The following is a 20,009-nucleotide window of genomic DNA, read 5'->3' on the forward strand; positions in this document are numbered from 1 at the left end:
TTCCAGTTAGATGCTGGCGATTTTAGCGATGCGATCACCAAGACGCTGGCGCAGGATGGCAGCCAGATTTGCCTTGGTCGCCGCGCGGTTGCCGTCGGCGCCTAGCCCCGTATCCTTGAAGTAAACCGTAGTCTGAACGGGATCGAGTTCGTTGACCCAGTCCGCCATGCCTTGGCCCAGCACTTCAGCTTCATCGGCACCGATATTGCCCATGCACACCATCAGCGTGCCACTACCAAGGGCGTGGACGATCTGACCGGCAATTTCACGCTTTTCCTCTAGTAATGTCAGGTCGATGCCGGTCTTCAGCAACAGTTCGACCAGCAGATCGTCCTCGGTGCGACCCGGAAGGACATTGTCGACTGCGTCAAGGAGGCTGGCTTCCAGATCTTCAGTGTCTGGCTGCCACGGCTTAAGGTTCGATGTGGCGAGCTTGTAAACGCGGAAGCCCGTATCAATCTTCGTAGTTGGATATTTTCCGCGAACACCTTCAGCGGATTGGCGAAGACGTTCCTTCGTCAATTCGGCGATATTTGCTGCCTTCCCTGCTGAAGCTAGGAAGGCAGCGGCTACACGCTCACTGTTTTCGTCGGCAGAAACTGGCTCTGGAATTTGCACGAGTATAAAACGACGCGCTGAACTGTCTAAAGCATTCTGTAGCATCACTGCATGACCCGTCGTACCAGATCCAGCAAAAAAATCTAGGATGACATCGTTTTCATCGGTAATCCAGGATATTATCCGGCACAAAAGATCAACGTGCTTTTCAGTATCAAAGAAATTTGTCTCACTTCCTTTTAGCGCGACATCCATCCAGTTGTTGGAGAGAAGCTTTGTGCCAGTAGGTGGAACATAGTATTGAACCACTCCATCTCCATTCAACCGCACAAAATTAATCTGCTCATTAGTCGCTTGAATTCTATCTAAATAATAATCATCAATTTTTTCATCGGAACCAAACTCTTCGATGACTTTCTGATGATTATTTATGGCTTCTAATGTTCGATCTTCACTCCAGCGCCATTGGCCGGACTCTGGCTTGTGACCGAACAATTCGTAGCGCATTGTTGGTCGGTCTGTTCCACGCCAGAAGGTATCCCATTTGCCAGGCTGAAAATCTTTCAGTTTTACTGACAACTTGTTCATCCGAGCTGCTGCGCTGCGCCCATAAATAACGATGTATTCGTGTCCTACAGATAAACTATCTATGCTATCAAATTGTGCTTGAACGTTCTTTATACCTCTTCGAACGATAATTTGGTTCTTAAAGCATTCTGCTCCAAAAACGTCGTCCATGAGTAGACGCAGGTTAGCACACTCGTTATGATCAATTGAGACGGCTATAAAGCCGTTTTCGGTTAGCATTTCCTTTGCGAGGATCAGCCGAGGGTAAATCATGTTAAGCCAATCCGTATGAAAACGTCCACTGGCCTCTTTATTACTCGTTAAGGCCTCTCCCTTTTCTCCAGACTGACCAGTAAGTGCGAGATAACCACCGATAGAGTCGCGGTAGTTGTCCGGATAGACAAAATCACCGCCGGTATTGTAGGGTGGGTCGATATAGATCAGCTTTACTTTAGAGGCATAAGATCGTCGAATAAGTTTCAGCACTTCAAGATTGTCGCCTTCGACAAAGATGTTCTGCGTTGTGTTCCAATCAACACTGTCTTCTGGGTCGGGACGCAGCGTACCAAGGCTTGGCGTCAGTGCGAATGCACGAGCACGGCGCTTACCTTTCCAGTTGAGGCCGTACCGTTCTTCGCCTTCTTCCACTGTATCGCCAAGCAGTTCCCGCAGTACGTCGAAGTCAACCTTCCCATCCACCAGGATCTCCGGAAACAGCGCCATCAATCGCGTTACATTGCCCGCTACCAGGTCGCCGCTGTTAGCATTCTCATCGGTACGGTTGATCTGGGGGATGGGGTCGTTAGCTTCAGTCACAAATTTTCTCCATGCACGGCGTAGACGCGCATCTATTTCAAATATGGTCCAGCGACAGGAGCTTCAGCCAACTCTGCCGCCACCGCCTGAAGCCTTTCTTTAAGCGACCTTACCCGATTGCCAAGATCAACCTGCGCCGCGAGTCTCTTTTCCCCCCTCGCTGCAGCGCGTGCGGTAAGCAACTCTGCTTCCGCTAGCGCATAACGACCGAGCGCATCACGCCGCGCTGCCACCGCTGCTGTATCAGCAAGAAGCTGGAACGGCGCTCCAATCAAACGGGCCACTGTCAGCGCCTCTGCTCGCTCGATTAGCGCGGTATAGAGTGCAGCAAGCGTCGTCTGCGGCAGTTCAGGAAGCGCGAGACTAGTAAGGAAGGCAGCGGTGGCGGGATCGTCTTGCCTCGTGAGATCTGGCACCACCACCACTCGCTCGACTACCATCTGCCCGGCGATCCGCTCCGCTCGCCGGAGAGGCGCAAGACTGACACGAGTGCCCGCTTTATCGGGCAGGGCCGTAACTAGTATGATAGGTACAGGGACCGCACGGTGGATTAGCGTCAGTAGCCGCTGTGTCGGCTCAGCCCGTGCAGTTAGGGTCAGCAGTTGGAGGGCGGGAACAGGGCGCTCATCGTCAACGCCTTGAGCTATACCAACCGTGGCCGGCGAAAGCGTTGCCCACCAGTCCAGACGTTCTATCGCACCGTCAATCAGTTTCCTATCAGTGGCGTTGGAGGCGCTGTGCTGGGCAAGCACGTCCTTGGGCAGCCGTCGAACCGGCGCGTCCATTGATGGCAGCGCAAGCGCGGCGCGGACATCCGCAGGCGTAATCATCATCTTGGTGGCATGATCGCGAGCCAGCAGACGACTTCCCAGTCGTCTAACCCGCTCTCACCGCCGGATCCCTCAATCCCACCGGTGGTGAACAGGCTTTCTACAGCACGCTCTTCAGCTTTACCGGTGACGCCGCGGATTGCGGCTGCAAGCAACGCCTGCCACGTCTCCATCGCCTCACCTCCGCGTGTTTCAGCATCGAAATACCTCCAAGCCTCGGCTTGTTGCTCCGCTGGGGTCGCTGCTGCAAGCCGTAGCAGATCCAGCATCCGCTTGGGCTGGCTGTGCGGCAAGATGATCCGTTCGTCGGCGCCAACATAGATCAAGGCATGTGGGAACAACGGATCGCCCTTGGCAATGGCCCGCTCCGCCGCAACGGACGCGGCGCGCAAGACGAACAGCCCGCCAGGAGGAAATTCGTCGCTAGCAAAGATGGGAGAGTAGGTGCCAAGCATCTGCTTGCTGAGGACCATGCGCTCATCCGGGGAAAGACGAGCCAAGTCCAACCGAAGGTCGTTGAGCGTCATGTCTGTGATAGACACGCCTGAGGACAGATCCTCCAGATCAATCACACGCGACTGTAGAGCTTCCAGTTGTTGACGGCGGTACTCCAAGTCGTTCATCTGGTTGCCCGCTTGCGCCTCGATCAGGTTCTCCTCACCTGTCGCCGAAACGTCGAGCAGCATCATTTTTCCCGAAACGCTGCGCTCCAAGCCGATATAGCTGTCTAAGTCCATATTCGGCCAAAAATTTATCAGCTTGATAACAGCGTTTGGCGATCCCAAGCGATCGACGCGACCAAAGCGCTGAACAATGCGAACCGGGTTCCAGTGGATATCGTAATTCACCACACAATCACAGTCCTGCAGGTTTTGGCCTTCGGAGATGCAGTCTGTCGCGATAATAAGGTCGATCTCCTCCTCACCCGCCAGCGCTTCCGGCCGCGACCTGGCACCCGGCGCGAAGGCAGTGAGGATTGAGCCGAGGTCAGCGTTCAGCTTGGGATGTGTTGTTTTATTACGACCAGACCCCGTTACTAAAGCCATACGATGTGGATAGTCCGCCCGGATGGCGTCATATAGATATGCGGCCGTGTCGGCGAAAGCGGTGAAAACCAGCAGCTTTACGTTACCGGGGTTGAATGGATCTGCCAGCTTGCCTGCGATCAACTTCTTCAGATCGGCAAGCTTTGCGTCTCGTTCCGCTGTGACGCGTTGGGCCTGCATATGCAGGCGCGTGAGTCGGTCTCGGTCTTCGGTCAGATCCTGACGCCAGCGCACAAGGTCCGCGTCGCTGAGAAGCACGCGCACGCTGCGGCCGACGCCGAGTAGGTCGAACGCGGGGTCATCGTCGTCCAAGTCATCGATGGTCGGCGAGGTGACGCTGTCGTCGTGCGCGTCAATCCGGGCGATCAGCGCCTCGACTACCTCCAACTGACGGCCAATCGTCAGCGCGAACGCGTAGACCGAGCTTTCCATGCGCTTGAGCAGGTTCACCCGCAGCAGCGCAATCAAGCTTTCTTCGCGGTCCAGTTGGCGAAATACGCTGGCACCGCCGCCAGCACCTGCCACATTCTGATTGTAGCGCCGCTCATAAGCATCGCGGCGGTTTTCCAAGACATAGCGAAGTGGTGCGAAGGCCGCCAGTTTCAAGCGACGAATCTCGTTATTCACCTCGGCTATCGGCGGGAACGATCCGGTAAGATCAACGTCAGATTTAATGTTGGCTGGCGCCAGCTTCTCTGGGAAAGTGCCAGTCTCGGCGGTGCCGTAATAACGTTCGATATGCCTACGACTACGCGCAATGGTAAGTAGATCGAGCAGGCGGAAATAGTCGAAGCCGAGCATCTCTAGAAGCTTGGCCGGTGTTCGCGCTGTCTCCGGCAGTTGCTGCCAACGGTTAAACTGGCCCTGTGCTATGCGGATCGTACTCGCAATACTTGCAATGCCATGACCGGCAAGCGCTTGGTCGTGCCCTTCGGTCGCAAAGGCGATCTGATTTTTCAGGTCGTTGAGGCGGTTGTTGACCGGGGTGGCCGACAGCATTAGCACCCGCGTCTTGACGCCTGCCCTCACGACTGCATTGAGCAGCTTATCGTACCTACTCTCGCGTTCGCCTTTGCCGGACGGGCGATTGCGAAAATTATGACTCTCGTCGATAACGACCAAATCGTAGTTAGCCCAGTTAATATGACTTAGATCAATGTCGCCGGATTGACCGCCCTCGCGAGATAGATCGGTATGATTCAGAACGTCGAACGCGAAGCGGTCGCGAGCAAGCATGTTGCGGACATCATTGCGCGTCCAAAGCGTCCAGTTTTCACGCAAACGCTTAGGCGCGAGGACAAGCACGCGAGCGTTGCGCAACTCGAAGTACTTGATAACAGCCAACGCCTCAAAGGTTTTGCCCAGTCCGACGCTATCGGCGATGATACAGCCACCAAAGCGCTGCAGTTTGTCAATAGCGCCGATGACCCCATCCTTTTGAAAACGATATAGTTTTGACCAGATCTGTGTGTCTCGGATGCCAGTCGCAGGGTCGACAATGCGCGACTCGTCCGTGCCCGCCTGCATCTCAGAAAATAGCTGGTAAAGTGCCTGAGTGTAGACTGTGCGAGGGGCATGTTCGGAGGAGGCCACATTAACAGCTTCGATTAACGCAGCCACTGCAGGACCCTGCGGATTGGCAGCTTTCCACTCTGTTTCAAACCACTGGCGAACCATGGCCAATTCCGTGTCGTTCTCAGTTTGCTGGATGAAACCGAGCCGGGACTGCGGAGCAATGCCAAGACCGCCGGTCGTCAGACTACAATTGCCCAAGACGGCGCCCCGCTGCGTCAGGAGTACTGATTGTGAGGGGGGCAATCGCGTTTGCCTGATATCCGCAGTTGCGAGCGCTCGGGCAAGGGCAGTAGAAATCGCCCGGTTCTGCAGACGGTTGCGGCGTACCCGGTCAGTAGTTTCACCAGTAAGAAGCGCGTCAGTTGAAGAACCAAGCAGAACCCGCGCTAAAGTACAGGGACCAGCCTCAAGCGCAGCGTGCGCTCCGAAGATTGACACTTCGTCGGTAAGAACGTCCAGAGTCTGGCGCTTGAGACCGCTCAAAATGTCGAACGTTCGATCTCTACCGGTGTTCGCAATAAGCCGCACGTGTCATGCCTCCATCGCCCAGTAAGCAAAATACAGAAAACAGTAGGTTGCTTTGGTTCTGGTTGTCTTTCTGGGCGATTGCTAGTGTGCTGAACGCATCTGTAGTAGTTATTTGTTGGCCGTCCTCAACGCGTAGTGGTGTTCATTCTTGGTCAAGAAGATTCATCCCTCTGGGATAAAAGGTGAACAAGGCATTGCCCACATCCGCAAAGTGGTGGCTGCAATGGAGTACTTGTTCTACGAAACGGGCGGAGTGGAGGCCGGTATCGACGGCTTTATTGAAATCCGCGATCCGAAAACGGGCGAAGTTGCCAATCAGCTCGTGCAGTTCCAAAGCAAAGCTACTGGCAACCGCTTGCCTGGAGACACTGACACGAGCTTCCACTGGCCCTGCGACGCGCGCGACATTGACTACTGGACATTCGGCACCGCACCTGTGGTGCTGATCGTGGTCGATCTGACCGCTGACCGGGCTTATTGGAAAGACGTGCGCGCATGGTTTAGCGATCCCCAGAACCGTGCCAGCCGGAAGGTGCAGTTCGACAAGAAAGCTGACCTATTCGACATCGGTGCAGCGCGTGCCTTACGAGAGGTAACTACCACCGCCCGCCCTGGCAGTTACTACTCGGCGCCACGCCGAACCGAAGAGTTAACGACCAATCTGCTGCGCGTGTCCGCCATGGCGACGACGCTGTACTGGGCGCCTACCAACGCGAAGAGTGTAGCTGAATTCTGGGCGCGGGTTAGGGAGCATGACCCATATCCGTCAGGTGCAGCGATCCTGCGCGGCGGGGCGGTGTTGTCTTTTTGCAATCTGGATCAGCTGCCATGGCGCGAAGCCTGCGACATCGGTGCAATGGAAGAGTTCGATGTGTCGGAATGGGCGCTATCGGATGACCCAGACAGGGAACGCGACTTCGTGGACCTGCTGAACCGTGCGATGAGAGAAATGGTTCGGCATGATATGAGTTACGACCGCGACCACTACGTGCTGTACTTCCGTCCGAACCCCGGCAAGCGTGACCGTAAGATCACTTACTTTGCCGAAAAGAAGAGTACCGATCGGTCCGTGGCCAAGCGGTACAAGAAGCCGGACGGGCAGACGAAATTTTGGCGGCACTCAGCGTTCAAATGGCAGTTCATCCGCATTGGCGACGAGTGGTTCGCGCAAATCACTCCGACTTACCATTTCACCCGTGACGGAAGGGAGAAGGACAAATTCGGAGGAGAGCACCTTTCTAAAATCAAGCGCATGGAGTGGAATCCGGACGTGCGCGGCCAATTCGGCATGTGGCGGGCGTACCTCTGTGTCGACGAGCAGAAGGATATGTTCCGGCAGGCGTATCCGTATCTGACCCTCGCCCCTGTCGAGAAGCTGTTGGCAGACTTCGGTGTGCCCGATGACCTGTGGAAGCCCGTGCGCGCCGACCCGCCGGATGAGGAAGGCCTGCTGCTGTGATGAAGCTGTCTCACCTTCCTGAACCTGAATTGGAGTTCGGGCAGGCGCATCGCCATATCGACATTCGGTTTGGGCTGATGGATTATGGTCCGCTCGACGCTGGACAAACGGGCGCGCCGACCGCTGTGCGGGTGGGCCTGATCGGCGACACGGAGACGGTGGAGGGAACGCAGAGATGGTTCGCCCGCTGCGCCGCTGGTATTGACGGCAAGGCAGATACCCGCCTGACCAATCTTTATCCGCCATTCCCTGGCTCCACGGCGGAAGGCCCGTTCCGCGTGGCCTTCACCTGCGACGAACAGGACATTCGCACCATCCCGGCGCGTGTGTTAACCAAACTGAAGAATACTAATCCTCTGGACCTAGCCGATCGATACTCTGACCTGTTTGTGGCAGAGTTGCGCGCGCTCGCCGAGGGCAACACCCGGCCGAACGTAGTTCTCATTGGCTTGCCCCTGGAAGTGATTGCGGCATTGAATGTGACAACTGATGACGAAGAGGAAGTGTTGGAAAGCGCGGCGCTCCCGTCCGGTGTGGACTTCCGGGCGCGGTTAAAGATCGCCGCAATGGAGTTCGGCTTGCCCATTCAGCTCTTCTGGCCGACGCTTTACGATCCGACGATCAAGATCCCTCGGAAGACAAAAACCGATAGCTTCCGGGAGGTGCAGGAGGACGCCACCCGAGCATGGAACTTGTTCACGGCACTGTACTATAAGGCCGGTGGTCTGCCGTGGCGGCTGGCGCGAGACTCCCGGCAGATGCGGTCCTGCTTCGTAGGGATAAGCTTTCACGAGTCGCAAAGCGGTGCATATCTGGATACAAGCACCGCGCAGATGTTCGACGAGCGCGGTGAGGGAATGATCCTGCGCGGCGGACGGGCCGCCAAGCTGTCGGACGACCGGCGGCCGTACATGACAGAGGCCCACGCACACGACCTGCTGTCCCGTTCCATGCAGGCGTACTACGATCAGCATTCCCAATATCCAGCGCGCGTAGTACTGCACAAGACGTCGCCCTTCCACCGTGAGGAAATGGCTGGGTTCGACGCCGCCGTTGAGGAATGCCGGATCGACAATTTGGACTGCATGGCGGTGGCCCCGTGCGCTTTCCGACTATTCCGTGACGGGCAGTTTCCACCACTTCGAGGCACGCTACTACGCTTAGATCGCGACCGCGCGGTCCTGTACAGCCGGGGCGGCGTGGACTTCTTCAAGACCTATACCGGCATGTATATTCCTAAGCCGCTGATGATCCGTTCGCAGGCTCCGTCCCAGCCAGTAACCCACAACGCCGCCGAGATACTCGCCCTTAGCAAGATGAACTGGAACAACACCCAATTCGATAATCGCGACCCAATTACTATCGCTGCGTCACGCAAGGTGGGAAAAATACTCAAGTACGTCGGAGAAAATGACAGGGTTCAAACGCGATATAGCTTCTTCATGTAAATGATTTGTTCCCCTGCTAAGCATGACGGCAGACAGATCTCTCACCATTTGCCATAAGCCCATGCTCCCGTCTGAAAGCCGTGGCAGGAAATCAGCTGACCGGACTATCTTGCTTGGTTCCATTCATGCATTTCCGTCTCCTGATCGACCTAAGAAAAGCAAAGTGCAGGACGACAGCACGACCCTATTGTCTGTCAGCCTCGGATCAGTTCGACGGCTACGCCGATGTCCAAGCCGGCCCAAGCCTGGTCTGCGGTCAGAGCAGGCATTCCGAGTTCGGCTGCCAAGGCAAGACAGGCCCGATCCCCGAGCGACAGGCCAGAAGACCGGGTTGTCGGGCGCAGATGACCAATCTTGTATGCCTGGGAGGCATTGAGAGCCCGGACATCGAGGGGAAGGCTGCCGAGCACGTCCCCCACCTCTTCAACACTCAGGCCGCGTTCGCGTAGCTTGGACACGACCTCCGCAAGATTGGCGGCGCCGATCACGGCGGAAGGTAGGGCTTCTAGAACACGCTCGCTGCCCGACTCCCCGTTTAGAAGGCAAAGCAGGGCAGAGGCGTCCAGGACCGCGGCCTTACTCACGCTCTGCCTCGCGCCGCCGGTCCGCGATCAGCTCGGCCGCCAGCGAGACGCCCTCGGGCACATGGCGCCGCAATATGGCCTGGGCTCTTGCAACGGCTTGCGAAAGCGAACGAACACGCAGCTCTCCATCTTCAACGTCGACAAGCACAGTATCGCCTGTGGCAATCCCAAGCTCGCGGCGCATGAGCGCCGGAATGACGAGCTTGCCTCCTTCGATGATCCGGACCCGTTGGGCTGTCATGTCTTCCATCCTTCCTCAGGTCATCTTTTCAGATCTTATACCTGCCAGTGTATATGGTATCGGGAAGACAAAAAAGTCAGAAGCACCACGGCAAAAAGGCACCGGCCAACCACTGCCCTACCCTGCTGTGTCACGTTGGGCACCCCCTCAAATGACAGCCAAATGTGACGACCCAAAGTGTCACAAATGAGTGGCAAAGAGGCCTTTCCGACAGTCTCAGGACTCAATCACCCTCATGTGACAGGTTGCCCATGTCCCGGATCGGATACGCCCGCGTCAGCACGTCGAGTCAGTATCTCGATGTCCAGAAAGCCACGCTCAGGGCTGCAGGCTGCGAGATCATTCGCGCCGAGACCGGGTCGGGAGCTTCCCGCGACGGCCGCAGCGAGCTGGCAATGGTTTTGGAGTTTCTGCGCGGGGGTGATGAACTGGTCGTGCATCGCCTCGACCGCCTTGGCCGGTCCACGCGCGACGTGCTGAACCTGATGCATGAGCTGGATGCCAATGGAGCGTGGCTCCGCGTTCTCGAACCCGAAGTCACCACGGCCGGGGACATGGGGCGGATGGTCATCACTGTTCTCGGCATGGTGGCCGACATGGAGCTGAAGTTCATTCGTGATCGTCAGCGCGCCGGTATCGAGGCGGCAAAGGGCAAGGGCGTCTACAAGGGACGGGAAAAGCGAGTAGACGATGCGAAAATCCGTAAGCTCGCATCAGACGGCATGTCCAAGGCCCGGATCGCCCGTGATCTGGGTGTGTCCCGAATGACGGTTTATCGGGCGCTTGATAATGTAGACACTAAGGAAGATACGGAAACCTGGTGAGGCCAGCGGCCGCAATGCGGGACGAAGCTGCCGGTCCTGTCATAGACGCATCACGGATGCTAATGACCTAGGGGGTGTGCTGCCTCCATTCGGCGTGTGACGTTGACGGTATGACAGCAGCCAGCACAACTAAGGCTCATTAGCTACTCAAGAACTAACTCCCCACGCGCAATCGCCTGCTCAACTACATCAAAGTAGACCTCGATTGGCATGTTTGTGCCGCGCCCTTCTGCACGAGCTACTAATTCATGTAATACCGCATAATGAACCTTAACGGCGTCATCGTTCAAATCCACTCGCTTCAAGTCGGGGAAGATTGAATCATTTAGCATTCCTGCTTCTAAAGCATGAGCGGTGAGCTCAAATCCATCTGGAAGACCATTCGTGTAGCAATGCACTACTGTACTAGCCAAAATATCAGCAAGTTGAATTGCAGGATGAGCCCGTGAGTCGGCAAATTTAACTGGCCCTGACATGTCCCAACCGAGTGGATCGTCTGGTCTCATCATCCGTGCTCTTGAAATTGCCGCGTCCATAGCGTCACCATTTAATTCGGCGGCAAAGGCTTTTAATGGCTTGCTGTCATCGCACATGACCTCAAGCGGTACTTTGTATTGACCCCAGTGGTTCAGGTGGCTCCAAAGCCCTGAAATCGACAAGTCGAGAGTCCAAGTCCCTCGGTCGAATGCATGGTGCTGGACTTCAAGTAGCTCTTTAGCAATTATCGTTCGGTGAGCCTGAGAAAACCTACGAATTAAATCGAAAGGATGCCGACGCCGATCTGCAATGCTATTTGAACTTAAAAACATTGAGGGCGCTTTAGAGAGATCCTTTGTCCGCATCATCTCCTGAAACTCGGCAAGAGTTGCCTTGACTTCAGGGCTGTCACTTTTGAACCAAAGGTAACTATACATCGCAATAAATTTATGAAACTCCTTTTGGTAAAATATACGTGGATTATCTTGAAAGACTGGTTCGAAAATGTATTCAAACATCCAGCCGCAAAGTGCCAGAAGCTTGTCGTGGGCATTTATGGCAAATCGGCCAGATATGTTCTGCACCAAATAAGATATTAATCTACGACCTTGATTGCTCCCCATAAGTCTTGAAGCCTTGAGTTCCGGCATTTGCACGGGATATGCTTTTCGGGCGTCACTGATTAGCGACCACGCATCTTCATCTGAAATACTAACCGAAGCGAATGCAAAATACCTTTGGTCCTTTGCCAGCAAATCTGGGCCTGTAAACCCCGCCTCGTCGCAAGCAATCAACATCAACGAGTTCCCTAGAAAGCGATGTTTCGCAATACATTAAGAGTTTAAATTTGGCTTCCGTCACAGTCAATGCCACGCTACACTCGGCGGTTGGATTAGATCTGCGAGACCAGTCATCGATGTGGTTAGCCTGCCTGGTAAATTTCGCATGAAAGCCACTATAGCACGGAAGTGAGGTTCACATGCTGATCGGCAGCTAAGGGCTTAGGGTGTGTGAAAACTCAGGTCACGCGATTTTTACGAGAAAACCCTTCCTCCGCTGCCACGCCAATCAGCTCTCCCAGGGACGCTGTTTCGATAATCTACGCATGGAAGAACGTCGTTCCAGGCGTTGTGCCCCTTGAACGAGTTTTGACACACCCTCTCCTCAAAGGAGACTGGCTGCTTTCAGATGGCGGCTCGCCAGAAACGACATTAGTATGACCGTCGTCATGCACTGCTTGGGGCCAAGCAAGCGATGCTGTGCTGACGTTATCATGTGTGCGGGGAGCGAAATGCAGCAGCCATGGGTCATAACAGACATCCAAAGGCGCAAAAATGTTGCGCAAATAATGAAACGGGTGCTTACTCAGCATGGCGTCGTGCTATCGGATTTTCAAAACGACATTCACGTCAGGGACATCTGTGTCACCGAGCATACGTCCCAAAACGCAGGTCTTTCTCAGGCTATTTTCGACCATATGTTTCCCTGCGAAACATCACCAACTACCCTATACCACTACACCAGTCTCAGTGGCCTTTCCGGGATTGCGTCTTCCGCTGAACTGCGCCTGTTTCCACTCAGGAAGCGGATCGATGAGGGTGGGGAGCTTAGTGCCTTCGCTAAAGCCCATGGGCTGACGGGATATCTGAACAGTGACGAGGGCGAACCATATTACAAAGTGCTTTCGGACGATCTCTTCTATGTATCGATGACACGCATCCCGCCGAAGGACCCGACACTTATGTGGGGAGCCTTCTCGTCAGGGACTGGCGTTCGCCTTGAATTTGAGGTCACGGCCAAGATGGCTCAACTTCGCCCAGTTTATTACGAGCAGAAGGGCGCCGCGACCCTTCTCAAGGAAATGAATGCTGCCCTGATAGAGAGCGGCGAGCCACCCTTCGTGCCCTTCACGATATCCCACATCGGCGCCTTCTATCTCTCATCACTAGTGAGCTCCGAAGACGAAGTCCGGCTTATGGTAAAGCGCTACAAGTGCGGTGAGGACCTAACACAAAATAATGGGACGTATGACTACTGGCCAATCCCTATTTGTTCCGCAAATGACTACTGCGATTTAAGGCTTAAAGGGATTCATGTCGCACCGAACGGCAACCTATCGAGTGTCGAGCATGCGATTGCTGAAACCAAGTTTGCTTCAATTGTGCCCACGGGGCCATAGTGACCGCATACGAGCGAAGGCCGCGCCACCGCTTTGGTCGACAAGTCCGCTTTGGCACCGCTCTTACCTGGCTGTTTAGCAGGATGCTGAAATAGTCGGCTCTCGACGCGGTTTACGGAACATGATTCACCGTCTGCACGACATCGGGCGGGGTGATGATGCGCGGGACGGATGAGAAGAGTGGATCGCTGTTCAGCTATGTCGATCTTGAGGATCGGATCCCCGTCAAGCACCCGCTGCGCAAGATCCGGCAGGTGGTGAATAATGCTATGGCCAGTCTCGATACCGAGTTCGAGGCGCTTTACGTCGACTTTGGCCGCCCCTCGATTGCGCCGGAACGGTTGATCCGGGCCAGCCTGATCCAGATCCTGTTCTCGATCCGGTCGGAGCGGCAGTTGATGGAACAGATGCAATATAACCTGCTGTTCCGATGGTTCGTGGGGCTGGGCATCGACGACCAGGTCTGGGTCCCGACAGTGTTCACGAAGAACCGGGACCGGCTGCTGACGACCGATATGTCGCGCAAGGTAATGACCGCGATCCTGGCGCACCGGGAGGTCGCGCCGCTCTTGTCGGACGAGCATTTCTCCGTCGACGGCACGCTGGTCAAGGCCTGGGCTTCAATGAAGAGCTTTCAGCCGAAGCCTGCCATCACATCCCCTGATGACGAGGGGCCGGACGACCCGCCCTCGCCAGCCACGACCGCCGCCGACCAACCTGAACAGACCCAAGCCGAGACCAGCCCGATGCCCCGCCCCACCCGCCAGCACCGCAACGCTGAGGTCGACTTCCGAGGCGAGAAGCGCTCGAACGCCACCCATGCCTCGACCACCGATCCGGACGCCCGGCTCTACAAAAAGTCGCCCGGCACCGGCGCGATGCTGTGCTTCATCGGCCATGCTCTGATGGAGAACCGTTCGGGCCTGATCGTCCAGGGCGATCTGACCGAAGCGGACGGCCATGCCGAACGGCGTGCCGCTCTCGACATGGTGCATCGCCACTCCCCGGGATCCACCCGCAGGCTGACCCTCGGGGCGGACAAAGGATATGACGCCGCTAATTTCGTCGGTGATCTGCGAACGGCCTGCGTGACACCGCATGTCGCCCAGAAGACGCGCTATTCAGCGATCGACGGGCGCACCACCCGGCACGAGGGCTATGCCCTGTCGATCAAGCACCGCAAACGGATCGAGGAGGCCTTTGGCTGGGCCAAGACCGTCGGGGGCATGGCGCAGACGGTCTATCGTGGCGTCGAGCGGGTCCGATCCCGCTTCATCCTCACGATGGCCGCCAACAACCTTGCCAGACTGCCGAGGTTGCTGGCTGCATGACGACTGGAAGCGGCGTCACGCGTCCATGCCGCGGGCACCGACAAACCCGACTCCGAACGCCGACGCCCAAGCAAAAGGAATAGCGTTCCGCATCGCAGACTTCTTCAGCACCCTGTTAGGCTACAATGGGCTGCAAGCGGACATAACGAGGGAAGCAGCCGACCGGCAGCTTTGGGCTCCCTTCGCGTCATGCGCGGGGCCGACCCCCAGTGGCCGCTTCGTTCCAATCGCCCAAGGTCGCTGGCTGCGTCAGTCCAGTGACCCCGCCTGCTGTCGGCCGATGGGAAACATATCTTCACCGTAATGGTGCAGCTTGACGTGATGGCTGCGGCAGAGCCACCGCACGTTCAGGGGTTCATCATATCGGTCGTGATGGGCATCAACCTTGGCCGCGCCGCAGACCTCACAGGCTTGCCTTTCCAAGATGCCAGAGATGAGCGCCCGCTGAACGGCAAGATGGGCCTGATACTTCGGCAGGTTGGTGCGGCGCCAGTTCGTCTGGCGGGTCTCGCTTTTCAGGGACGGTGGCCGTGGGGCCTTTAGATCATCTGTCATCACGCCACTGCCGCCTGCCGGCCCAACGTGCGGTACACGGTCGGCCGCGAGATCGAGAACACCTCTGCCAGATCACTGATGGAATACTCTCCGGTGTCATACATGCGCCGCAGCTCCTGCTGCTGACGATCCGACAGCTTCGGCTTCTTGCCCCGCAGCTTGCCCTTGGCACGGGCTACGGCCATGCCCTCGCGGGTCCGCATCCGGATCAGGTCGGCCTCGAACTCGGCAAAGGTCGCCAGGATGTTGAAGAACAGCTTGCCCATCGGGTCGGTCGGATCATGGATCGAGGTGCCAAGCTGAAGCTTGATCCCGCGCTCGGCCAGCTTGTCGGCAATGTCGCGGGCGTCGGGGACGGAACGCGCCAGCCGGTCCAGCTTTGGCACGACTAGGGTGTCACCCTCCCGCAAGGCTGCAAGCGCCTGATCGAGACCAGGGCGGGCGCGGTTCGTGCCGGTAAAGCCGTGGTCGGTGTAGATGCGATCGGAGGCAACTCCGAAGCTGACAAGGATGCCCTTCTGCGCAGCAAGGTCCTGTTTGTCGGTGGAACAGCGGGCGTAGCCGATCAAGATCTGTGTCATGTCCTGATCTGTAACAGTAGCCGCCCCTTCATTGCAAAAAATATCGGACCATTCATCTGAGATTTAGTCCTGCCAGCAAATGCTGGCCTTCAACGGGTCTGTTTAAGGGCAAGCTGACCGTCCTCTCAACGATCCCCTTATGAACACTACCGGGAAGAGCATTCGGAGAGAGGAGCCGCAGAGCTGGCGCTGCATTTCGCTATGCGGGACGAAGCTGTCGTGCGCTGCTTTGCCGCGTCGCCTCATCAGCGACCTATCCTGAAACTCCTTGACCTTCCAAGTAAGCGGATCAATTGTATCAACAACTGTTGAGGAGTTGATTCGATGAACGAGCCTCAAGCTCTTGTCGCCTTTGCGGCCATGTCCCAGGAAACGCGGCTGCGCGTGGTGCGGCTGCTGGTTCAAGCGGGGCCGGACGGCATGGCTGCAGGGGCAATCGGCGAAGCTCTCGGTGGCGCCACCACCTCACGCCTGTCCTTCCACCTGACCCATCTCGAACATGCCGGACTGATCCAGTCACGACGGGAAGGGCGCTACATCATCTACAGCGCTGTTTATTCCGCCTTGGCGGGGCTTGTCAGCTTTCTCTTGAAGGATTGCTGTCAGGGCCATCCCGAGATCTGCGCCCCTGCCGTTGCGGCGCTGACCTGTGCCTGCGAGCCTGCCCTGACCGAAAGCGCCTGACCCATGGATGTCGTCATCTACCACAACCCGGACTGCGGCACGTCGCGCAATACGCTGGCGATGATCCGCAATGCCGGCATCGAGCCGCATGTCATCGAGTATCTGAAGTTGCCTCCTTCGCGCGCCATGCTGGAGCAACTGATCGCCCGCATGGGGATCACGCCGCGCGACCTGCTGCGCGAGAAGGGCACGCCCTATGGCGAGCTTGGTCTGGGCGATCCGTCCTTGTCCGATGCAGCGCTGCTTGAAGCCATGATGGCGCATCCGATCCTGATCAACAGACCTATCGTGGTCAGCCCGCAAGGAGTGCGGCTCTGCCGTCCTTCCGAGCAGGTGCTTGATCTGCTGCCGCCCCAGAAATCCGCCTTCAGCAAGGAAGACGGTGAACAGGTCGTGGACGCCCAAGGCAACCGCACCGGCTCGGCCTGATCAAGGATATCATCATGACCGCCCCCCGCCCGGCCAGCCGGCTTTCCTTTCTCGACCGCTACCTGACGCTCTGGATTTTTGCGGCCATGGCGCTTGGCATTGCGCTCGGAACGATCTTCACCGATCTGCCGGATGCCTTGAATGCCATGTCGGTCGGATCGACCAACATCCCGATCGCCATTGGCCTGATCCTGATGATGTATCCGCCCCTAGCCAAGGTCCGCTACGAGGAGCTGCACCAGGTCTTTGCCGACAAGCGCGTCCTGGTGCTGTCGCTGGTGCAGAACTGGATCATTGGACCAGTGCTGATGTTCGCCCTTGCGGTGATCTTTCTGCGCGACCAGCCGGAATACATGACCGGGCTGATCCTGATCGGCCTCGCGCGCTGCATCGCCATGGTGCTGGTCTGGAACCAGCTCGCACGCGGCGACAACCAGTATGTCGCAGGACTGGTGGCCTTCAACTCGATCTTCCAGATCCTGTTCTTCTCCACCTATGCCTGGCTGTTCTTGACCGTGCTGCCGCCGCTATTCGGGCTTGAGGGCAGTGTCATCGACGTGGGCTTCTGGACAGTCACCGAGGCCGTGCTGATCTATCTGGGCCTGCCCTTTGTTGCGGGCTTCCTGACCCGGCGCATCCTGATCGCCCGGAAGGAGGCGGACTGGTATCAGAACGTGTTCCTGCCGAAGATCAGCCCAATCACGCTGGTGGCGTTGCTCTTCACCATTGTTGCGATGTTTAGCCTCAAGGGCGGAGACCTGGTGCGGCTGCCGCTCGATGTGGTGCGGATCGCCATTCCGCTGATACTCTATTTCGCCATCCAGTTCCTGCTGAGCTTCGCCATGGGCCGGCTGATCGCCAAGGACTACCCGCGCACCACGGCCATCGCCTTTACCGCGGCCGGCAACAACTTCGAGCTGGCGATTGCCGTGGCCATTGCGGCCTATGGTCTGGCCTCGCCTGTGGCCTTCGCGGCTGTTATCGGTCCGCTGGTCGAGGTGCCGGTGCTGATCCTGCTGGTGAACGTGGCCCTGCGCCTTGGTGACCGCTGGTTCCCTGAAGATGCCGCCCTGAAGGAAGTCCCCGCATGATCCCCGACCTGCCGAACCTGTCGCCCGACGCTATCCGCCCGCCGAGCCTGCCCTTGGTGTCCCGCGCAAGCCACCCTCCGCGCATCCTGCTGCTTTACGGCTCGTTGCGGCAACGCTCCTACAGCCGTTTTGCCACGCTGGAGGCCGAACGCCTGCTGCGCCACTTCGGCTGCGAGACGCGCGTCTTCCATGCCAACGGCCTGCCGCTGCCCGACGACGCCGAGGCCTCGCATCCCAAGGTGCAGGAGCTGCGCGAGGCGTGCCTCTGGTCCGAAGGCCAGGTCTGGACCAGCCCCGAGCGGCACGGCGCCATGACCGGCGTGATGAAGTCCCAGATCGACTGGATCCCGCTGTCGATGGGGGCGATCCGGCCGACCCAGGGCCGGACGCTTGCGCTGATGCAGGTGTCTGGCGGTTCGCAGTCCTTCAACGCCGTAAACCAGATGCGCGTCCTTGGCCGTTGGATGCGGATGGTCACGATCCCGAACCAGTCTTCTGTCGCCAAGGCTTATGACGAGTTCGATGAGGCCGGGCGGATGCGCCCGTCGAGCTATTACGACCGCATCGTTGATGTGATGGAAGAACTGGTGAAGTTCACGCTGCTGACCCGAGACCTTTCAGAGGTCCTGACGGATCGCTACAGCGAGCGGAAGGAAACGGCGGCAAAGCTGGAAGCCCGGGTGAGCCTGAAAGCCGCCACCTGATAAGGGCAGCTCTGCTGCGACTGCAAAAGTCAGGTCTTTGCTGCGGAGTGAATGAACGACAGAAGTGGGCTCTTCCTGTCGATCTCTTGGCTTTGCTGAACGTCAGATTGTGCCGTGGAGCGTGAATGCCAAGCCAGGTTCTTCCCAATGGTGTAAACCCGCACAGAGCCGATCTTCAGGCGATTTGAGTAAGAAAGGTCGTCATGATAAGGGAGTAAGCTTCCCTAGTTTTCCTTACCGAGTAGATTTACTCGGAACTGCGAAGCTCACCAACAGCAACGATGGCCTGCAGCTCTGGTAAAGAAATCTCCGTTTTCTTTACTTACCACAGGTCGGTTGCAGCTTTGTTTTTCATCTAACGAAAGATTTTTCCCTTTATCGCTTACAGCCAGCCGGCCGATCAGCCTGGACCATACCCGCCCCTTCGTTCGACACGACAAGTAACAAGCCCAATGGGGAACAACTCCTCTCTCTGCGTTCCAGCGGCATGGGACGACCAGTCCGATCTGATGCAAGTACGGACGGCCTTGCAGCAGCTTGTTCAGAACTGTGTCGGCGACGGGCGGCCGGATTGTTCGATACTCGATGCACTGGCAAGTGATTGCACGACCCGGAACCGGGCCTAGCTACCATTCCGCTCGGCCTGGATCGCGCGTATCCGGTCCGGCCAGGTCGATTTGATGAACCCGAGGACGGCGGCAATGTCGCTGTCTGTCAAAAGCTCGCCAAAAGCTGGCATGCCGGACGTCATGGACACGCCCAAGTCGTTCAGAACTGCCTGGCCACCCCGCCGGATGTAGTCCTTCAGCATGGCATCATCATGGTGCCAGGTGTGGCCGGATGCGTCATGCGGCGGGGCAGGAAGAACGCCGTTTTCGTCAGCAACCTGCTAGTCGGGCTGACCTTCGAGTTGGGCACCGTGGCACATCCCACAATGCTCCGCATAGAGCGCGGCCCCTCGTTGGGTCTGGGCGGAAATGCTGTAGCTCCATCCTGCCCAGATGGCGATGCAACCAAGGGCCACGGCAAGCAGCGATGCAGTGGAAAGAAAGAGGGCAGACGAACGGCTTCCAGTCATGACAGCCAGATTGTAGGTATTCACACCACGGTCAACATCAGGACGTTGTCGAGTGCCTTGACCTTCCAGTGCTGAAAGCTCCCATTTGCTCGGGAATGAGAAGAACCAAGGAAGGTTTCATGCGTCTCCATCTCCCAAACATGAGCTGCGGCGGATGCGTCCGCAGCGTCACTCGCGCCATCCAGTCGGCCGATGGAAATGCCGCGATCGTCATCGATCAGAACCGTCACGAGGTCGTGCTGACTAGCAATCTGCCGCGTGTGTGCTTTGCGTCCGCCCTAGCCGCAGCAGGCTCCCTGTGATGCCGCCAACCCGCTAAGCGCCCTCATTTCGATATACAGCAGCCCCGCGAGGCATCGCCTCTGCCGGGCGGCCTTCGAGACGGACCCGCGACAACCCACCCCCTGATGGTAGGGGCGGCACA

At 57.3% G+C, this 20,009-nt stretch carries 21 protein-coding genes; 10 read left to right on the forward strand and 11 right to left on the reverse strand.

The genetic code is table 11. The annotated features are described in order from the left end of the window. Positions 1-6: 6 nt before the first annotated feature. The 3 genes from JX613_RS07995 to JX613_RS08005 are packed head-to-tail and all read right to left on the reverse strand — an operon-like array spanning position 7 to position 5,875. Positions 7-1,941 carry a DNA methyltransferase gene (locus JX613_RS07995; protein WP_207100929.1) on the reverse strand — a complete coding sequence of 645 codons (1,935 nt, stop codon included), beginning with the start codon at positions 1,939-1,941 and terminating at the stop codon, positions 7-9. Between the two features lie 32 nt (positions 1,942-1,973). Then, entirely contained in the window at positions 1,974-2,774 is an 801-nt protein-coding gene (locus JX613_RS08000; RefSeq protein WP_207100930.1) for a DUF4391 domain-containing protein, read from the reverse strand. Then, positions 2,771-5,875, reverse strand: coding sequence for a DEAD/DEAH box helicase (locus tag JX613_RS08005; protein ID WP_237168433.1), 3,105 nt, complete (start codon positions 5,873-5,875; stop codon positions 2,771-2,773). The genes JX613_RS08000 and JX613_RS08005 overlap by 4 nt, the downstream gene beginning before the upstream one ends. A gap of 193 nt (positions 5,876-6,068) precedes the next feature. Between JX613_RS08005 and JX613_RS08010 the strand changes: the two genes are divergently transcribed. Together JX613_RS08010 and JX613_RS08015 are read left to right on the forward strand one after the other, a co-directional pair. After that, positions 6,069-7,379 (forward strand): DUF4365 domain-containing protein, encoded by a 1,311-nt coding sequence (locus tag JX613_RS08010; protein ID WP_207100932.1) that lies wholly within the window; start codon positions 6,069-6,071, stop codon positions 7,377-7,379. Next, the gene (locus JX613_RS08015; RefSeq protein WP_207100933.1) at positions 7,379-8,827 is read left to right on the forward strand and encodes an argonaute/piwi family protein; all 1,449 of its coding nucleotides are present in this window, start codon (positions 7,379-7,381) and stop codon (positions 8,825-8,827) included. The genes JX613_RS08010 and JX613_RS08015 overlap by 1 nt, the downstream gene beginning before the upstream one ends. Positions 8,828-9,021: 194 nt before the next feature. On the opposite strand, the gene JX613_RS08020 is transcribed toward JX613_RS08015, so the two are convergent. Both JX613_RS08020 and JX613_RS08025 read right to left on the reverse strand, forming a co-directional pair. Next, the gene (locus JX613_RS08020) at positions 9,022-9,411 is read right to left on the reverse strand and encodes a PIN domain-containing protein (RefSeq protein WP_207100934.1); all 390 of its coding nucleotides are present in this window, start codon (positions 9,409-9,411) and stop codon (positions 9,022-9,024) included. Next, the gene (locus JX613_RS08025) at positions 9,404-9,661 is read right to left on the reverse strand and encodes an AbrB/MazE/SpoVT family DNA-binding domain-containing protein (RefSeq protein WP_207100935.1); all 258 of its coding nucleotides are present in this window, start codon (positions 9,659-9,661) and stop codon (positions 9,404-9,406) included. Before JX613_RS08025 ends, JX613_RS08020 begins: the two co-directional genes overlap by 8 nt. Positions 9,662-9,903: 242 nt before the next feature. Between JX613_RS08025 and JX613_RS08030 the strand changes: the two genes are divergently transcribed. Then, positions 9,904-10,476, forward strand: a complete 573-nt coding sequence (locus JX613_RS08030; RefSeq protein WP_207100936.1) for a recombinase family protein — start codon at positions 9,904-9,906, stop codon at positions 10,474-10,476. A 143-nt stretch (positions 10,477-10,619) separates the two neighbouring features. On the opposite strand, the gene JX613_RS08035 is transcribed toward JX613_RS08030, so the two are convergent. Next, positions 10,620-11,750, reverse strand: coding sequence for a DUF3800 domain-containing protein (locus JX613_RS08035; RefSeq protein WP_237168445.1), 1,131 nt, complete (start codon positions 11,748-11,750; stop codon positions 10,620-10,622). Between the two features lie 551 nt (positions 11,751-12,301). Between JX613_RS08035 and JX613_RS08040 the strand changes: the two genes are divergently transcribed. Both JX613_RS08040 and JX613_RS08045 read left to right on the forward strand, forming a co-directional pair. Then, a complete protein-coding gene (locus JX613_RS08040) occupies positions 12,302-13,132 on the forward strand; it encodes a hypothetical protein (RefSeq protein ID WP_207100938.1) in 831 nt (276 codons plus the stop codon). Positions 13,133-13,290: 158 nt separating this feature from the next. After that, positions 13,291-14,463, forward strand: a complete 1,173-nt coding sequence (locus JX613_RS08045) for an IS5 family transposase (protein ID WP_207100977.1) — start codon at positions 13,291-13,293, stop codon at positions 14,461-14,463. 249 nt (positions 14,464-14,712) lie between these two features. On the opposite strand, the gene JX613_RS08050 is transcribed toward JX613_RS08045, so the two are convergent. Together JX613_RS08050 and JX613_RS08055 are read right to left on the reverse strand one after the other, a co-directional pair. Next, positions 14,713-15,021: a hypothetical protein gene (locus JX613_RS08050; RefSeq protein ID WP_207100939.1), complete on the reverse strand. Its 309-nt coding sequence runs from the start codon at positions 15,019-15,021 to the stop codon at positions 14,713-14,715. Then, positions 15,018-15,599, reverse strand: coding sequence for a recombinase family protein (locus JX613_RS08055; RefSeq protein ID WP_207100940.1), 582 nt, complete (start codon positions 15,597-15,599; stop codon positions 15,018-15,020). Before JX613_RS08055 ends, JX613_RS08050 begins: the two co-directional genes overlap by 4 nt. Positions 15,600-15,923: 324 nt before the next feature. On the opposite strand from JX613_RS08055, the gene JX613_RS08060 reads away from it, so the two are divergent. The 4 genes from JX613_RS08060 to arsH are packed head-to-tail and all read left to right on the forward strand — an operon-like array spanning position 15,924 to position 18,507. Beyond that, positions 15,924-16,283, forward strand: a complete 360-nt coding sequence (locus tag JX613_RS08060) for an ArsR/SmtB family transcription factor (RefSeq protein ID WP_207100941.1) — start codon at positions 15,924-15,926, stop codon at positions 16,281-16,283. Between the two features lie 3 nt (positions 16,284-16,286). After that, positions 16,287-16,712, forward strand: a complete 426-nt coding sequence (gene arsC / locus JX613_RS08065) for an arsenate reductase (glutaredoxin) (RefSeq protein ID WP_207100942.1) — start codon at positions 16,287-16,289, stop codon at positions 16,710-16,712. A 14-nt stretch (positions 16,713-16,726) separates the two neighbouring features. Then, positions 16,727-17,803 (forward strand): ACR3 family arsenite efflux transporter, encoded by a 1,077-nt coding sequence (gene arsB, locus JX613_RS08070; protein WP_207100943.1) that lies wholly within the window; start codon positions 16,727-16,729, stop codon positions 17,801-17,803. Beyond that, on the forward strand, positions 17,800-18,507 hold the full coding sequence (arsH, locus tag JX613_RS08075) for an arsenical resistance protein ArsH (protein WP_207100944.1): 708 nt from the start codon (positions 17,800-17,802) through the stop codon (positions 18,505-18,507). Before arsB ends, arsH begins: the two co-directional genes overlap by 4 nt. A 622-nt stretch (positions 18,508-19,129) precedes the next feature. Here arsH and JX613_RS20275 read toward each other — a convergent pair. The 3 genes from JX613_RS20275 to JX613_RS19845 form a co-directional block, all read right to left on the reverse strand. Beyond that, entirely contained in the window at positions 19,130-19,318 is a 189-nt protein-coding gene (locus JX613_RS20275; RefSeq protein ID WP_336512283.1) for a c-type cytochrome, read from the reverse strand. Positions 19,319-19,396: 78 nt separating this feature from the next. After that, entirely contained in the window at positions 19,397-19,585 is a 189-nt protein-coding gene (locus JX613_RS20380; RefSeq protein ID WP_419538824.1) for a c-type cytochrome, read from the reverse strand. Between the two features lie 20 nt (positions 19,586-19,605). After that, positions 19,606-19,815 carry a hypothetical protein gene (locus JX613_RS19845; protein WP_237168434.1) on the reverse strand — a complete coding sequence of 70 codons (210 nt, stop codon included), beginning with the start codon at positions 19,813-19,815 and terminating at the stop codon, positions 19,606-19,608. On the opposite strand from JX613_RS19845, the gene JX613_RS20385 reads away from it, so the two are divergent. After that, the gene (locus JX613_RS20385) at positions 19,765-19,887 is read left to right on the forward strand and encodes a hypothetical protein (protein WP_419538825.1); all 123 of its coding nucleotides are present in this window, start codon (positions 19,765-19,767) and stop codon (positions 19,885-19,887) included. The two genes, JX613_RS19845 and JX613_RS20385, sit on opposite strands and share 51 nt — an antisense overlap. Positions 19,888-20,009 lie beyond the last annotated feature (122 nt).

Source organism: Paracoccus shandongensis, assembly GCF_017315735.1.
Lineage (GTDB): Bacteria > Pseudomonadota > Alphaproteobacteria > Rhodobacterales > Rhodobacteraceae > Paracoccus > Paracoccus shandongensis.

Coding starts and splice junctions, on each gene's coding strand:
- JX613_RS08030 (WP_207100936.1), top strand. CDS start 9,904: ATGTCCCGGATCGGATACGCCCGCGTCAGCACGTCGAGTCAGTATCTC.
- JX613_RS08060 (WP_207100941.1), top strand. CDS start 15,924: ATGAACGAGCCTCAAGCTCTTGTCGCCTTTGCGGCCATGTCCCAGGAA.
- JX613_RS20380 (WP_419538824.1), bottom strand. CDS start 19,585: ATGACTGGAAGCCGTTCGTCTGCCCTCTTTCTTTCCACTGCATCGCTG.
- JX613_RS08015 (WP_207100933.1), top strand. CDS start 7,379: ATGAAGCTGTCTCACCTTCCTGAACCTGAATTGGAGTTCGGGCAGGCG.
- JX613_RS20275 (WP_336512283.1), bottom strand. CDS start 19,318: ATGCTGAAGGACTACATCCGGCGGGGTGGCCAGGCAGTTCTGAACGAC.
- JX613_RS08045 (WP_207100977.1), top strand. CDS start 13,291: ATGCGCGGGACGGATGAGAAGAGTGGATCGCTGTTCAGCTATGTCGAT.
- arsC (WP_207100942.1), top strand. CDS start 16,287: ATGGATGTCGTCATCTACCACAACCCGGACTGCGGCACGTCGCGCAAT.
- JX613_RS08025 (WP_207100935.1), bottom strand. CDS start 9,661: ATGGAAGACATGACAGCCCAACGGGTCCGGATCATCGAAGGAGGCAAG.
- JX613_RS08035 (WP_237168445.1), bottom strand. CDS start 11,750: ATGTTGATTGCTTGCGACGAGGCGGGGTTTACAGGCCCAGATTTGCTG.
- JX613_RS08000 (WP_207100930.1), bottom strand. CDS start 2,774: ATGATGATTACGCCTGCGGATGTCCGCGCCGCGCTTGCGCTGCCATCA.
- JX613_RS08055 (WP_207100940.1), bottom strand. CDS start 15,599: ATGACACAGATCTTGATCGGCTACGCCCGCTGTTCCACCGACAAACAG.
- arsH (WP_207100944.1), top strand. CDS start 17,800: ATGATCCCCGACCTGCCGAACCTGTCGCCCGACGCTATCCGCCCGCCG.
- JX613_RS08040 (WP_207100938.1), top strand. CDS start 12,302: ATGAAACGGGTGCTTACTCAGCATGGCGTCGTGCTATCGGATTTTCAA.
- arsB (WP_207100943.1), top strand. CDS start 16,727: ATGACCGCCCCCCGCCCGGCCAGCCGGCTTTCCTTTCTCGACCGCTAC.